Below are 13,866 nucleotides of genomic sequence, written 5' to 3' on the forward strand. Positions count from 1 at the left end.
ATGATTAATTCGCCTCGTGTTTGCGTTCAGGTGCAAAGCGTCTATATCGAATCGCAGTCTTCTCCGGAAGAAGAGCGTTACGTCTTCGCTTATACCGTCACCATTCGCAATCTGGGGCGGAGTCAGGTTCAGCTGCTTGGCCGCTACTGGCTCATCACTAACGGCCACGGTCGTGAGACTGAAGTTCAGGGTGAAGGGGTGGTCGGCGAGCAACCGCATATTCCCGCAGGCGGTGAATATCAATATACCAGCGGCGCGGTCATCGAAACGCCGCTGGGAACCATGCAGGGTCATTATGAGATGATCGATATCGACGGCGCGCCGTTCCGTATCGAGATCCCTGTGTTCCGTCTCGCAGTTCCAACGCTCATTCATTAAAACAATGTCAACATACCTTATTGGCGACGTTCACGGTTGCTACGATGAACTGATCGCATTATTAGCGCAGGTTGAATTCGACCCGAGCACCGATACGCTATGGCTGACCGGCGATCTGGTGGCCCGTGGCCCGGGGTCGCTGGAGGTCCTGCGCTATGTCAAATCTCTGGGCGACAGTGTGCGACTGGTGCTGGGCAACCATGATCTCCACCTGCTGGCCGTCTTCGCCGGTATCAGCCGTAACAAGCCGAAGGATCGTCTGAAATCCCTGCTGGAAGCCCCGGATGCCGACGAGCTGCTCAACTGGTTGCGTCGCCAGCCGCTGCTGCAGGTGGATGAAGAGAAAAAGCTGGTGATGGCCCACGCGGGCATCACGCCGCAGTGGGATCTGGAGACCGCCCAGCAGTGCGCACGCGATGTAGAAGCGGTGCTCTCCAGCGACTCCTACCCTTTCTTCCTCGATGCCATGTATGGCGATATGCCGAATCACTGGAGCAACGAGCTGAGCGGTCTGGCGCGCCTGCGCTTTATCTCTAATGCTTTTACCCGCATGCGCTACTGCTTCCCGAACGGCCAGCTGGATATGTATTCGAAAGAGGCGCCCGAGGACGCCCCGGCGCCGCTTAAGCCGTGGTTTGCCATTCCTGGCCCGGTCAGCAATGCTTACAGCATTGCCTTTGGCCACTGGGCTTCACTGGAGGGACGCGGTACGCCGGAGGGGATTTACGCCCTGGATACGGGCTGCTGCTGGGGCGGAGAACTCACCTGCCTGCGCTGGGAAGATAAGCAGTACTTCACCCAGCCGTCGAACCGCCAGAAAAGCCTCGACGAAGGCGAAGCCGTCGCGTCCTGAGTCTTCCCGGATGGCGGCGCGTTGCGCCTTATCCGGGCTACATTGCCTTGCGATTTGTCGCCCCGGGCAAGAACGGCGGACGCGAAGCCACTTTTGTGTCGGGTGGCGGCTCACGCCTTACCCGACCTACATTTCCCCGGACAGCGCTCCCGAAAGACGAAGCCCGCGACGGGGAACATGACGAGATACTGATTGCGCCTTCGTCGCGGAATTCACGCAAAAGAAAACCCCGGTCACGCCAGGCGCGACCGGGGTTTTTTCATTGCTATCCTTCCCGCTTAACGGCGTTCGAGGATCTCAAAGCAGTAGCTGTGTGAGTTCTGCGCGTCAGCGTCATGAAACTCGCTGAACACCGACTCCCACTGGTCCGGGTCGTAATCCGGGAAATGGGTATCGCCTTCCACTTCCGCATCAATGTGGGTCAGATAGAGCTTATGCGCTTTCGGCAGGAACTGCTCATAAACGCGGCCGCCGCCAATCACCATAATCTCTTCCACATCGCCGCAGGCAGCAATCGCTTCCTCCACTGAGGAGACCCACTGCACGCGATCGTCGCTGCCGGGTTTGCTGCTGATCACGATATTTTTACGCCCCGGCAACGGGCGCCCAATGGATTCCCAGGTCAGACGCCCCATCACCACCGGCTTATTTAACGTGTTGCGTTTGAACCAGGCGAGATCGGCAGGCAGGTTCCATGGCATGGCGTTTTCCATACCAATGACGCGATCTACCGCTAACGCCGCAATCAGACTGATCATTCATTCATTCCCGAGTGCAAAAAATTGTCGCCACTATACGGAAAGCGTACTACTTCGTCGACTGGCCGGAAGGTAAAGAATAAGAAAATTTTCTGATTTGCTGGCAAGCCCACGTTCACACCGTGGGCCGCCAGAACCGGTTCTAAACGGAAAACAAAATGTTACTGACGAGCGTCAGGCTGAGGGCTTATTTTCCGGCTCATCGGCAATATCCCCGGTGTGCCTGCCCTCTTCCGTCCCCTGCCAGCCGTGACGCTGCACCAGCGACAGATGATGACGATCTTCGTTGATGATGCCGGTGAGCATATCGCTGGTCCGCTTGAAGACCGCCACCCGCGACGCCGCGTCGTTTTCCGCCATCGCCACCATCTCTTCGACCATCTGCAGGTTGAAGCGACGGAACAGATCGGCCCGCTCGCGGGCTTCATAGGCGCCGAGTCCCAGCGCCTCCAGCGTCATTCGGCCGGACTTCAGCGCCGCCTCGAAGGTTTCACGCTCCGGCGCCTCGACGCCAGCCTGGCGCAGCTTGATGTAATGATCGACATCGCGGGCGCGGGAGATGATCTGCAGATGCGGAAAATGCTCTTTTACCCTTTCCACCAGCTCAAGGCTGACGTGCGGATCGTCTATGGCATTGATCAGTACTTCCGCCTTTTCGGCGCCGGCCGATTCCAGCAGGTCGACCCGGGTGGCATCGCCGTAGAAAACCTTCATATCAAATTTGCGCAAGGTATCAACATGATCCGGGTCGTGATCGAGGATAACCATCTTCACCCCGCTGGAGAGCAACAGTCGCCCGGCAATCTGCCCGAAGCGGCCAAAGCCGGCAACAATCACCCGCGGCTGCTCTTCATCAATCTCGTCAGCATCCCGCGCCTGGCCGCTGGCCGATTTCTCCAGACGGGTCAGCAGGACCAGCAAGACCGGCGTTGCCGCCATCGACAGCGCCACCGCCAGGGTCAGCGCCTTAGCCCATTCGCCGTCCAGCACATCCGCCATCCGCGCGGCGCCAAAGACCACAAACGCGAACTCGCTTCCCTGCCCCAGCAGCACCGCAAACCAGCGGCGCTGGGCGCGTGGCACGCCCAGCGGCCTGGCGATAAGCCACAGCATCAGCATTTTTATCGCCAGGAAACCGACCAGCAAAATAACGATACGCAGCGGATGGGTCACGAGAGTGCCGAAGTCAATCGACATGCCGACGCCGATAAAGAACAGCCCCAGCAGCAGCCCTTTAAACGGCTCGATATCGCTCTCCAGCGCATGACGATACTCGGAGCTGGCCAGCAGCACCCCGGCGAGAAACGCCCCCATCGCCATCGACAGCCCGACTTCCTCCAGCAGCAATCCAAAGCCGAAGACCAGGAACAGCGCCACGGCGCTGAACACTTCGCGCAGGCCGGAACGGGCGACAAAGCGCAGCAGCGGACGGGTCAGATAGCGCCCCAGGGCCACCACCAGCGCCAGCGCCGCGGCCACCTTCAGCGCGGAGAGGGCAAACGCCACCAGCGAGGTGGCGCCGCCGCTGGCCGCCAGCAGGGGGATCATCGCCACCAATGGGATCGCCGCGATATCCTGGAACAGCAGCACCGCGAAGGCGCTCCGCCCCATCTGCGACACCGTCAGATTGCGCTCATTCATCGCCTGCATCGCAATGGCTGTGGAAGAGAGCGCCAGGGTCATGCCTATCAGCTCGGCCACCTGCCAGCGCAGGCCCAGCAGCATGCAGAACAGACCGATCAATACCCCGCAGGCTACCATCTGCAGCGCGCCGCCGCCGAACACCGAGGCGCGTAGCTTCCACAGCCGCTGCGGATCCAGCTCCAGACCAATCACGAACAGCATCAGCACCACGCCGATCTCGGCAAAGTGCAGAATCGCCTCGGCGTCAGTCACCAGCCGCAGCCCCCACGGGCCGATAATACAGCCAGCGATCAGATAGCCCAGCACCGACCCCAGCCCCAGGCGGACGGCGATGGGCACAATCAGCGCCGCGGCGCCCAAGTAAATCAGCGCTTGTATCAGCGTATGGCTATCCATTCTGGTGTGCCTCCTGCCAGTCGATTAAGCGTTGACGATAATGGCGGGCCTGCGCCTGCAGCGTTTCGTCATCGCAGATAAAAGTGCAGTGCATGGCGAACGGCGGCAGCCATTTCATTCCGCAGTAAAGCGCGGTTGCCTGCAACGGCTGCGCCAGCACCGGAAAACCGGGGAATGAGCCGATGTCGAAGTGGCTTTCACCGCCGCCGGTGGTCACCGCCCACATCAGCGATTTACCGCGCAGGGCAATACCGTTGTGACCATAGGCCCAGCCGTGCGCCAACACTTTGTCCATCCACAGCTTGAGCAGCGGCGGTACGCTATACCATTGCATAGGGTGCTGCCAGATAACCAGATCGGCACGGGCCAGCGCCGCCTGCTCGGCGGCGACATCGATATTAAAGTCGGGATAGAGTTGATAGAGGGAGCGTATCTCTACGCCTTCAAGCGTCCCTGCCTGTTCAAGCATTCGCTTATTCGCATGAGAATGCTGCGGATAAGGATGCGCATAAATTATCAGAATCATTGATTGGCCTGCGTTTGCTCTTGTCGTAATCAGCAAGAGTGTAGACAGTTAAGCCAACCGCTTACAATGATAACTGTGATTTATGTCGCAGTGGGTTACGCATTTCGGGGTTGATTCTTGATCGCCACATCAGAATCGCTGTCGACCAGATCGCATTGCTTCGGTAGCAGAAAGGTCATTGTGCCGGCGATAATCAACGAACCGGCCAGGGCGCAGACCGCCACATTCTGGCCGTAGAGATACATCATCACGCCCACCAGATAGGGGCCACAGAATCCGCCGAGATTGCCCAGACCATTGATCACCCCGCGTGCGCTGCCCGCCACCTCCGGCGAAGCGATACGCCCCGGCATCGACCAGAACGGACTGGTAGCCGATTTGAGAAAGAAGCCGCAGATCACCAGCGCGATATAGGCCGCCACCATGTGGTCGCGCAGCACCACCGACGCCACCAGCGCTGCCGCAAAACTGTAGAGCGAGAAGCGAACCCACAGACGACGCTTACCGCTGTGGTCGCTGAACAACGAAATCACATAGATCCCGGCCAGCGTGGCGACAAACGGCAGCACCGCCAGGAAGCCAACGCTGGCCATGTTGCCGCCGGTTAACCCCTTCAGAATGGTCGGCAGCCACAGCGTGTAGCCATAATCCCCGGTCTGGTAGAAAAAATTGAGGATCACCAGCTTCATCAGTCCGGCATTACCAAACACATCCTTCACCGGGGCCTTGCTAACTGGGGCTTCGGCCTGCTTCGCCGCACGCTCGGCGGCCAGGGTGGTCACCAGATAGTCACGCTCGCGGGCGGGCAACCAGTGGGCCTCTTGCGGACGGTCGCTAATCATAAACCACCACACGACCAGCACCACCAGCGACAACAGCCCTTCGATGATAAACAGCCAGCGCCAGTCAAGCGCCGCAATAATGGCGCCGGAGACCGGCGCGGTGAGCATACCGCCGAGCGGGGCAAACATCATCACAAACGCGTTCGCGCGACCCAGCTCTTTTTCCGGAAACCAATTGCTGACCATGGTCAGCACTACCGGCAGCATTCCCCCTTCCGAAACCCCGAGAATAAATCGCAGCACCAGCAGTTGATATTGATGAGTCACAAACCCTGTCGCCACGGAAACGATAGCCCAGGCTACCAGCGACCAGGCAATAAATTTTTTACCGCTGCCGTTAACCGCAATTCGCCCACCGGGAATTTGCAAAAATAAATAACCAATAAAAAAGATACCGCTGGCCACGCCGGCCATTTGGCTGGTAATGCCTAAATCGGCCTCCATGCCGCCTGGCAGGGCAAAGCTAATATTAACCCGGTCCATAAATGACATAATGCAGGCAATTAACACCGGCACAATGATACGCAGCCAACGGGTGCTGGGAATTTTCTCGTTCATATATTTGCACTCTCTATGCAGAGGTTATTGTTTTGATTGAGATCGCGCGGGTACAGAAATAAAAAGCTAATTAATCGATAGCGTTTGGCAGCGCTGCGCCGGCAAACCAGGCGGCGACGTTAGCAAAAACCACTTCGCTCATTTTCTGTCGTGTTTCCTGCGTGGCGCTGGCGACATGCGGCTGCAGCACCACGTTATCGAGGGCGATCAGCGCCGCCGGGACCTGGGGTTCCTGTTCGAAAACATCGAGCCCGGCCCCGGCGATAACGCCGTTTTGTAACGCGTGGATCAACGCCTTTTCATCCACCAGCGAACCGCGGGCAATATTGATAAGCCAGGCATGCGCCGGCATCACGTTAAACACCGAGGCGTCGATGATGCCGCGGTTCGCCTCGCCGCCGGATGCGGCAATCACCAGAAAATCGCTCTCATGCGCCAGGGTATGCAGGTCGGCACACCACTGATAATCGAGGCCCGCTATCTTTTTACGGTCGGTATACAGCACCTGCATATCAAAACCCCGCGCCCGGCGGGCGATCGCCTGGCCAATATTCCCCATACCCAGCAGGCCGATACGCTTCCCGCTGACCTGAGTCGCCAACGGCATACCACCGCTCAGCCAGCGTCCCTCGCGGACAAAGCGATCGCCCTGACAGAGCTGACGGGAACCGGCCAGCAGCAGCCCCATCGCCAGGTCAGCGACATCATTCGTCAACACCCCGGAGGTGATGGTGACGGCAATTTGCCGCGAGCGGGCATACGCCAGATCCACCGCATCGGTACCGACGCCGAAGATGGCAATCAGCCCAGCCTGAGGCAGCAACTCAAGGACGCTGTTTGCTACGCCGACGTCGCCGCGAGTGACCACGACGGCAATGTTCTCTCCTTGTTCACGCAGAAAGGCGATCGGATCGTCCTGCTCGTAGAGACGCAGCAGCGGGAAATGCTCCGCCAGCTGCAGCTGCAGGGTTTCAATTACGGGGGCCACTAAAAGGACGGCGCGGGGAATAACACTCTTCATCAGATCACCTGTTTGACGTTTGGTTACGACGGTAGCCACTATCAAACGGGTTTTTATCGGGGGATTTTGCGATCTGTATCACGCTGAATCGTGTTAAAAATGCATGTTACCGGACGCGTGATCGTGAAGACAAAACGGCGACCAGACAGGCGATGGACTGCGCGCGCATTAACCTTTTGCTAACACACGACAGGCGCTGGCTGGTGGCCGTTAAATCGTTTCGCCCATCGACAGGCGGTAGTGGAGATCCACTTTTTCAATGGTGGGCAGTCCTTTGATTTTCTTTATTAAAATCTCTGTCGCCACCTTCCCCATCTCGAAGCGCGGCGTCAGGACGCTGGCCAGCCGGGGAGAGACGATCTGGCCAATCTCCAGGCCATGAAAGCCCGCGATAGCCAGCTCCTGGGGCACGCTGATACCGGACGCCAGGCACTCCTGTAACACGCCCACCGCCAGGTCGTCATTAGTGCACAGGATACCGTCCATATCGGCGTACATTTGCCGCGCCAGGGTCATCATGCCGGTGCCAATGGAAACCGACGAGACTTTATTCGGCGCAATGCGCCCCACCGCCAGCCCGGCATTCTCCATCGCCCGACAGTAGCCCAGATAACGCTGCTCGTCGCGGACGTCGGACATCGAGCCGAAGTAGATGATCCGTCGTTTACCGCTGGCCAGCAGCATGGTGGTCATATCGAAGCCGGCCTGGAAGTTATCGAATCCGACGTTAATGCGTCCTGGATTCTCCGCCAGCCCCATCACTTCGGCGATCGGGATCTTCGCGGCATTCAGATACTTGTCCGCGCGCAGGGAGTGCACCGACTCGGTCAGCAGCAGCCCTTTCACGTTAAACGCCAGCACGGCGGCAATCTGCTCCTCTTCACGCTGGCGATCGTAGTCGTAATTCACCACCAGCGTCTGGTAACCATGCCCGGCGGCGACAGATTCGATGCCGGCCAGCAGATCGGCAAAAATTTGATTATGAAAGGAGGGAATGAGTACGCCAATCCGCGGCACGGCGACGCTGGTCATCGCCGGATTATCCGGGTCGGGCTGATAGCCGATCTCCGCTATCACGCTGGCAATACGCTCCGCCGTCTCCGGTTTCACCTTTTCCGGGGTGCGCAAATAGCGGCTAACGGTCATCTTGGTTACGCCAGCCAGCTCGGCAATATCATGGAGAGTAATGCGTTGTGCTTTCATCTGTGTGTCCGCCAAATACCTGACTGCTTCAGGCCATTATGCCTGTCGGGGGGGCAAAAGAGAATGCCAGTCCGTAGCCGTTAACCTGTTGAGTCAGCGAGATTTACCGGCAGCGTCACGTTTAAAGTAACCCCTTTTTGTAACACGGTTCCGAGTGATCTTCATCACAGTTTCCCCCGGTAAAAATCCGTGAGATAGGGCACAGGTTTTCTTCAGCCGCTAATCAGGATATCGAGATGAACGATCTTTTCAGCTTACAAGGTAAACGCATTTTAATTACGGGCGCAGGACAGGGGATCGGTTTTGTCATGGCTCAGGGTCTGGCGCAATATGGCGCAGAAATCATTATTAATGACCTTTCTGCCCCGCGAGCGGACGATGCGGTGATGAAGCTCCGCGACGAAGGCGCCACCGCCCATGCTGCGGTATTTAACGTGACCGATGCCGAGGCCGTTGAAGAAGCCATTGCCAATATCGAAGCGCATCTTGGCCCGATTGACGTGTTATTCAATAACGCCGGGATCCAGCGCCGCCACCCGTTTACCGAATTCCCGGTGCAGGAATGGAATGACGTGATTTCAGTTAACCAGACGGCGGTATTTCTCGTCTCTCAGGCCGTCGCGAAGCGCATGGTTGACCGCCAGCAGGGAAAAATCATCAATATCTGCTCCATGCAGAGCGAGCTGGGGCGCGACACCATCACCCCCTACGCCGCCGCCAAAGGCGCGGTGAAGATGCTAACCCGCGGAATGTGCGTTGAGCTGGCGCGGCACAACATTCAGGTCAACGGCATTGCCCCGGGCTACTTTAATACGGCGATGACCCGGACGCTGGTTGAGGATAAGGCGTTTACCGACTGGTTATGCAAACGCACCCCTGCCGCCCGCTGGGGCGATCCGCAGGAGCTGGTCGGCGCTGCCGTCTTTTTATCGTCAAACGCGTCGAATTTCGTCAACGGCCATCTGCTGTTCGTTGACGGCGGCATGCTGGTCGCGGTCTGAGAGAAGGAGCGCATGATGGCAGGACAATGCATTATTTTGATGGGCGTCTCCGGAACCGGCAAATCCACCGTCGGTCAGGCATTGGCCCACGCGCTGGGAGCGAAATTTATCGACGGCGACGACCTTCATCCACGCAACAATATCGTCAAAATGGCCACCAGCCAGCCGCTGAATGATGAGGATCGTCAGCCGTGGCTGACGCGTATCGCCGACGTCATTTTCAGTCTTGAGCAGAAAAACGAGTCAGGTGTATTGGTCTGTTCCGCATTAAAAAAGCGCTATCGCGACCGCCTGCGTGAGGGGAACGCGAAGCTACGCTTCCTGTGGTTGACCGGGGATTATGACTGCATTTTGCAGCGAATGCGCCAGCGTAAAGGCCACTTTATGCCAGAAGCGTTACTGCGTAGCCAGTTTGCCGCCCTGGAGACGCCAGACGCCAGTGAAAGCGATGTTCTGGCCGTCGATATTACCCCCGACATCGCCAGTATTGTCGCTCACTCATTAACGTTACTTCATTCGCAACAACCGCAGAGGATCCCGGCATGATTATCGATACCTTAACCGCCGCCGCCGAAAATGAGCTCTATCCGCCGGTGATCCGCCAGGCGCTGCAGGCCGTGTTACAGCAACAACCGCACGCGCTGCCGCCGGGGAAATATACCGTCGAGAGTGATAATGTGTTTTTTACCGTCGTCGAAGGCCATACCCGGCCGCTGAGCGAGCAACGCCCGGAATATCATCGTCAATATCTCGACATTCACATTGTGCTGAAAGGTGAAGAGATCATCGGTGCCGGGAATAAAGGGCTGCCGGTCGTTGAAGATGGTCACTTCAACACGACGCAGGATATCGGTTTCTGTCAGGCTATCGACAGCGAAACGCTGATTCATCTCTACCCGGAAGAGCTGGCGATCCTCTTCCCTGGCGAATTACACCGCCCGATGGCCTGCCTCGAACAAGGCGCAGCGTTGCGTAAAATCGTGGTTAAAATCGATCGCGCGCTACTGTAACGCGATCGTTCGGCCCCGCACACTCCCCGCGGGGCCTGGGATAACCATTAGTTATCCAGCTCATCCATGGACTTCACCTGGTCGCGGTTAATCTGCTCCACGCGGCCGGTTTCGGCATTTTTGTATGAGACGAGGCCGGTGTCATCATCCACCTGCGGTTTGCCGCTGGTGACAATGGTCTTGCCATCGGTGGTTTTGATCGACTGATTCGATGAGCAGCCGGCCACGAACATGATTGCCGTCGCTGCCAGTGCGGATGCCACCAGAATATTGTTCCGCATTGTATCCTCCTGTCTTTTCATCAATAGGTATCGTTATGGTGCTCACTATAGTTAGCCTGACCCGACAGGTGGTTAAAAGCAGAACTCTCCGAAGATGACTGCAGCCAAAAAAAGGGCTGACGATGTCGTCAGCCCTGGTTTGTTGCTCTCCGGCCAGGCCGGCGCGCTTATTTGGTGATTTGCGCGTGCATTTCCTGAACCGAAATCACCTTCTCGGTGGCGTCAGCGTTCAGCGCCATCGCGGTGGCAAAGCCGCCGTTCAGGGTGGTGTCGTAATGCACCTTGTACTGCAGCGCGCTGCGGCGAATCAGCTTGGAGTCTTCAATCGCCTGGCGACCTGCGGTGGTGTTGATGATGTAGGTGTATTCGCCATTCTTGATACGGTCCTGAATGTGCGGACGACCTTCATGCACCTTGTTCACCAGACGCGGGTTGATACCGGCTTCGCCCAGCACAATCGCCGTACCGTGGGTCGCATCCAGCTCAAAGCCAAACTTCAGCAGCTTCGCCGCCAGGTCGACCACGCGCTCTTTGTCGCCTTCGCGAACGGAGAGCAGTGCACGGCCCTGTTTCTTCATGGTCGAGTTGCTGCCCAGCTGCGCTTTGGCGAATGCTTCCGCGAAGGTACGGCCCACGCCCATCACTTCCCCGGTAGAGCGCATTTCTGGCCCTAACAGCGGGTCAACGCCCGGGAATTTGTTGAACGGCAGAACCACCTCTTTCACCGAGTAGTACGGCGGGATGATCTCTTTGGTCACGCCCTGCTGCGCCAGCGTCTTACCGGCCATTACGCGCGCCGCGACTTTCGCCAGCGGGACGCCGGTGGCTTTGGAGACGAATGGTACGGTACGCGCCGCACGCGGGTTCACTTCAATCAGATAAACTTCGTTATCTTTCACCGCGAACTGGACGTTCATCAGGCCGCGAACCTGCAGCTCGAAAGCCAGCTTCTGCACCTGCTCGCGCATCACATCCTGAATTTCCTGGCTCAGCGTATACGCTGGCAGGGAACAGGCTGAGTCGCCGGAGTGTACGCCCGCCTGCTCGATATGCTCCATGATGCCGCCAATCAGCACCATTTCGCCGTCGCAGATGGCGTCGACATCCACTTCAATCGCGTCGTCGAGGAAGCGATCCAGCAGTACCGGTGCATCGTTGGAGACGCTAACCGCGGTCTGGAAGTAGCGGCGCAGATCCTGCTCGTCGTAAACAATTTCCATCGCCCGGCCGCCAAGCACGTAAGACGGCCGAACCACCAGTGGGTAGCCAATCTCTTTCGCTCTCTCTACCGCCTGCTCAATGGCAGTGACGGTGGCGTTCGCCGGCTGCTTCAGCTTCAGACGGTCAACCGCATGCTGGAAGCGCTCACGGTCTTCCGCGCGGTCGATAGCGTCCGGGCTGGTGCCGATAACCGGTACGCCTGCGGCTTCCAGGGCGCGCGCCAGCTTCAGCGGCGTCTGGCCGCCGTACTGGACGATAACGCCCTTCGGCTTCTCGATGCGCACGATTTCCAGCACGTCTTCCAGGGTCACCGGCTCGAAGTACAGACGGTCGGAGGTGTCATAGTCGGTAGACACGGTTTCCGGGTTACAGTTGACCATGATGGTCTCGTAACCGTCTTCGCGCAGCGCCAGAGAGGCGTGTACGCAGCAGTAGTCAAATTCGATACCCTGGCCGATACGGTTCGGGCCGCCGCCGAGGACCATGATTTTATCGCGGTCAACGGACGGGTTGGACTCACACTCTTCTTCATAAGTGGAGTACATGTAGGCGGTATCGGTGGCGAATTCGGCGGCGCAGGTGTCCACGCGCTTGTAGACCGGATGCAGGTCATACTGGTCGCGCAGCTTGCGAATTTCCGCTTCCCGCACGCCCGCCAGTTTCGCCAGACGCGCATCGGCAAAGCCTTTACGCTTCAGGGTACGCAGGAAGTCGGCGTCGAGGCCGTTGATGCCCACTTCCACCACTTTCTCTTCCAGACGCACCAGCTCTTCAATCTGCACCAGGAACCAGCGGTCGATATTGGTCAGGTTGAAGACGCCGTCTACCGAGAGGCCGGCGCGGAAGGCATCCGCGATGTACCAGATACGCTCGGCGCCAGCGTCTTTCAGCTCGCGGCGAATTTTAGTCAGCGCTTCCGGGTCGTCGAGGCTCACTTTCGGGTCGAAGCCGGTGGCGCCCACTTCCAGGCCGCGCAGCGCTTTCTGCAGCGATTCCTGCTGGGTGCGGCCAATGGCCATCACTTCGCCGACGGATTTCATCTGGGTGGTCAGACGGTCGTTCGCGCCAGCGAATTTTTCGAAGTTGAAGCGTGGAATTTTGGTGACCACGTAGTCGATGGACGGCTCGAAGGAAGCCGGAGTGCGGCCGCCGGTGATGTCGTTCATCAGCTCGTCAAGGGTGTAGCCCACTGCCAGCTTGGCCGCCACTTTAGCAATCGGGAAGCCGGTGGCTTTCGAGGCCAGCGCCGAAGAGCGGGAGACGCGCGGGTTCATTTCGATAACGATCAGGCGACCGTCTTTCGGGTTCACCGAGAACTGCACGTTAGAGCCGCCGGTTTCCACACCGATTTCACGCAGGACCGCCATCGAGGCGTTACGCATGATTTGGTATTCTTTGTCGGTCAGGGTCTGCGCCGGGGCAACGGTGATGGAGTCGCCGGTATGGATCCCCATGGCATCGAAGTTTTCAATCGAGCAGACGATGATGCAGTTGTCGTTCTTATCGCGCACCACTTCCATCTCGTACTCTTTCCAGCCGATCAGCGATTCATCGATCAGCAGTTCGTTGGTCGGAGAGAGATCCAGGCCGCGTTCGCAGATTTCTTCGAACTCTTCGCGGTTATAGGCGATACCGCCGCCGGTGCCGCCCATCGTAAAGGACGGACGGATAATGCACGGGAAGCCAACGTCGGCGGCAACCGCCAGCGCTTCTTCCATGGTGTGGGCGATGCCGGAGCGCGCGGTGTCGAGGCCGATTTTCTTCATCGCCACGTCGAAGCGACGACGGTCTTCCGCTTTATCAATCGCGTCCGCAGTGGCGCCGATCATGGTCACGCCGAACTCTGCCAGCACGCCCTGACGTTCCAGCTCCAGCGCACAGTTCAGCGCGGTCTGGCCGCCCATGGTCGGCAGCACGGCATCCGGGCGCTCTTTTTCGATAATTTTACGTACCACTTCCCAGTGAATCGGCTCGATGTAGGTCGCATCAGCCATTTCCGGGTCGGTCATGATGGTCGCCGGGTTGGAGTTCACCAGAATAACGCGGTAGCCCTCTTCACGCAGGGCTTTACAGGCCTGCGCGCCGGAGTAGTCAAACTCACACGCCTGACCGATAACAATCGGGCCCGCGCCCAGAATCAGGATACTTTTTATGTCTGTACGTTTTGGCATTGC

The 13,866-nt window shown here is 58.3% G+C and carries 13 protein-coding genes; 5 read left to right on the plus strand and 8 right to left on the minus strand.

Annotated elements, in window-relative coordinates:
* The gene (gene apaG / locus AC3EMD_RS23430) at positions 1–378 is read left to right on the plus strand and encodes a Co2+/Mg2+ efflux protein ApaG (protein WP_004204274.1); all 378 of its coding nucleotides are present in this window, start codon (positions 1–3) and stop codon (positions 376–378) included.
* A gap of 4 nt (positions 379–382) precedes the next feature.
* Positions 383–1,231 (plus strand): bis(5'-nucleosyl)-tetraphosphatase (symmetrical) ApaH, encoded by an 849-nt coding sequence (gene apaH / locus AC3EMD_RS23435; RefSeq protein WP_008807475.1) that lies wholly within the window; start codon positions 383–385, stop codon positions 1,229–1,231.
* A 278-nt stretch (positions 1,232–1,509) separates the two neighbouring features.
* On the opposite strand, the gene folA is transcribed toward apaH, so the two are convergent.
* The 6 genes from folA to AC3EMD_RS23465 all read right to left on the minus strand — a co-directional run bounded on the left by folA (position 1,510) and on the right by AC3EMD_RS23465 (position 8,179).
* Positions 1,510–1,989, minus strand: coding sequence for a type 3 dihydrofolate reductase (gene folA / locus AC3EMD_RS23440; protein WP_022066142.1), 480 nt, complete (start codon positions 1,987–1,989; stop codon positions 1,510–1,512).
* A 174-nt stretch (positions 1,990–2,163) separates the two neighbouring features.
* The gene (kefC, locus tag AC3EMD_RS23445; RefSeq protein WP_012542877.1) at positions 2,164–4,029 is read right to left on the minus strand and encodes a glutathione-regulated potassium-efflux system protein KefC; all 1,866 of its coding nucleotides are present in this window, start codon (positions 4,027–4,029) and stop codon (positions 2,164–2,166) included.
* Positions 4,022–4,555: a glutathione-regulated potassium-efflux system oxidoreductase KefF gene (gene kefF / locus AC3EMD_RS23450; RefSeq protein WP_008807478.1), complete on the minus strand. Its 534-nt coding sequence runs from the start codon at positions 4,553–4,555 to the stop codon at positions 4,022–4,024. The genes kefC and kefF overlap by 8 nt, the downstream gene beginning before the upstream one ends.
* A 95-nt stretch (positions 4,556–4,650) precedes the next feature.
* On the minus strand, positions 4,651–5,955 hold the full coding sequence (locus AC3EMD_RS23455) for an MFS transporter (RefSeq protein ID WP_032756190.1): 1,305 nt from the start codon (positions 5,953–5,955) through the stop codon (positions 4,651–4,653).
* Positions 5,956–6,025: 70 nt separating this feature from the next.
* Positions 6,026–6,976, minus strand: coding sequence for a 2-hydroxyacid dehydrogenase (locus AC3EMD_RS23460; protein ID WP_012542880.1), 951 nt, complete (start codon positions 6,974–6,976; stop codon positions 6,026–6,028).
* Between the two features lie 210 nt (positions 6,977–7,186).
* On the minus strand, positions 7,187–8,179 hold the full coding sequence (locus AC3EMD_RS23465) for a LacI family DNA-binding transcriptional regulator (RefSeq protein WP_008807481.1): 993 nt from the start codon (positions 8,177–8,179) through the stop codon (positions 7,187–7,189).
* Between the two features lie 236 nt (positions 8,180–8,415).
* Between AC3EMD_RS23465 and idnO the strand changes: the two genes are divergently transcribed.
* The 3 genes from idnO to AC3EMD_RS23480 are packed head-to-tail and all read left to right on the plus strand — an operon-like array spanning position 8,416 to position 10,190.
* Positions 8,416–9,180, plus strand: a complete 765-nt coding sequence (gene idnO, locus AC3EMD_RS23470; protein ID WP_008807482.1) for a gluconate 5-dehydrogenase — start codon at positions 8,416–8,418, stop codon at positions 9,178–9,180.
* A gap of 15 nt (positions 9,181–9,195) precedes the next feature.
* On the plus strand, positions 9,196–9,726 hold the full coding sequence (locus AC3EMD_RS23475; RefSeq protein ID WP_016160279.1) for a gluconokinase: 531 nt from the start codon (positions 9,196–9,198) through the stop codon (positions 9,724–9,726).
* Positions 9,723–10,190, plus strand: a complete 468-nt coding sequence (locus tag AC3EMD_RS23480; protein WP_008807484.1) for a NanQ anomerase/TabA/YiaL family protein — start codon at positions 9,723–9,725, stop codon at positions 10,188–10,190. The genes AC3EMD_RS23475 and AC3EMD_RS23480 overlap by 4 nt, the downstream gene beginning before the upstream one ends.
* Before the next feature lie 47 nt (positions 10,191–10,237).
* Here the strand turns inward: AC3EMD_RS23480 and AC3EMD_RS23485 are convergent, their stop codons facing one another.
* Positions 10,238–10,471, minus strand: coding sequence for a YgdI/YgdR family lipoprotein (locus tag AC3EMD_RS23485; protein ID WP_002888059.1), 234 nt, complete (start codon positions 10,469–10,471; stop codon positions 10,238–10,240).
* 167 nt (positions 10,472–10,638) lie between these two features.
* Positions 10,639–13,863 (minus strand): carbamoyl-phosphate synthase large subunit, encoded by a 3,225-nt coding sequence (carB, locus tag AC3EMD_RS23490; protein ID WP_008807485.1) that lies wholly within the window; start codon positions 13,861–13,863, stop codon positions 10,639–10,641.
* Between the last annotated feature and the right edge of the window lie 3 nt (positions 13,864–13,866).

It is taken from the genome of Klebsiella sp. PK18, assembly GCF_057784655.1.

Coding starts and splice junctions, on each gene's coding strand:
- apaG (WP_004204274.1), top strand. CDS start 1: ATGATTAATTCGCCTCGTGTTTGCGTTCAGGTGCAAAGCGTCTATATC.
- apaH (WP_008807475.1), top strand. CDS start 383: ATGTCAACATACCTTATTGGCGACGTTCACGGTTGCTACGATGAACTG.
- folA (WP_022066142.1), bottom strand. CDS start 1,989: ATGATCAGTCTGATTGCGGCGTTAGCGGTAGATCGCGTCATTGGTATG.
- kefC (WP_012542877.1), bottom strand. CDS start 4,029: ATGGATAGCCATACGCTGATACAAGCGCTGATTTACTTGGGCGCCGCG.
- kefF (WP_008807478.1), bottom strand. CDS start 4,555: ATGATTCTGATAATTTATGCGCATCCTTATCCGCAGCATTCTCATGCG.
- AC3EMD_RS23455 (WP_032756190.1), bottom strand. CDS start 5,955: ATGAACGAGAAAATTCCCAGCACCCGTTGGCTGCGTATCATTGTGCCG.
- AC3EMD_RS23460 (WP_012542880.1), bottom strand. CDS start 6,976: ATGAAGAGTGTTATTCCCCGCGCCGTCCTTTTAGTGGCCCCCGTAATT.
- AC3EMD_RS23465 (WP_008807481.1), bottom strand. CDS start 8,179: ATGAAAGCACAACGCATTACTCTCCATGATATTGCCGAGCTGGCTGGC.
- idnO (WP_008807482.1), top strand. CDS start 8,416: ATGAACGATCTTTTCAGCTTACAAGGTAAACGCATTTTAATTACGGGC.
- AC3EMD_RS23475 (WP_016160279.1), top strand. CDS start 9,196: ATGGCAGGACAATGCATTATTTTGATGGGCGTCTCCGGAACCGGCAAA.
- AC3EMD_RS23480 (WP_008807484.1), top strand. CDS start 9,723: ATGATTATCGATACCTTAACCGCCGCCGCCGAAAATGAGCTCTATCCG.
- AC3EMD_RS23485 (WP_002888059.1), bottom strand. CDS start 10,471: ATGCGGAACAATATTCTGGTGGCATCCGCACTGGCAGCGACGGCAATC.
- carB (WP_008807485.1), bottom strand. CDS start 13,863: ATGCCAAAACGTACAGACATAAAAAGTATCCTGATTCTGGGCGCGGGC.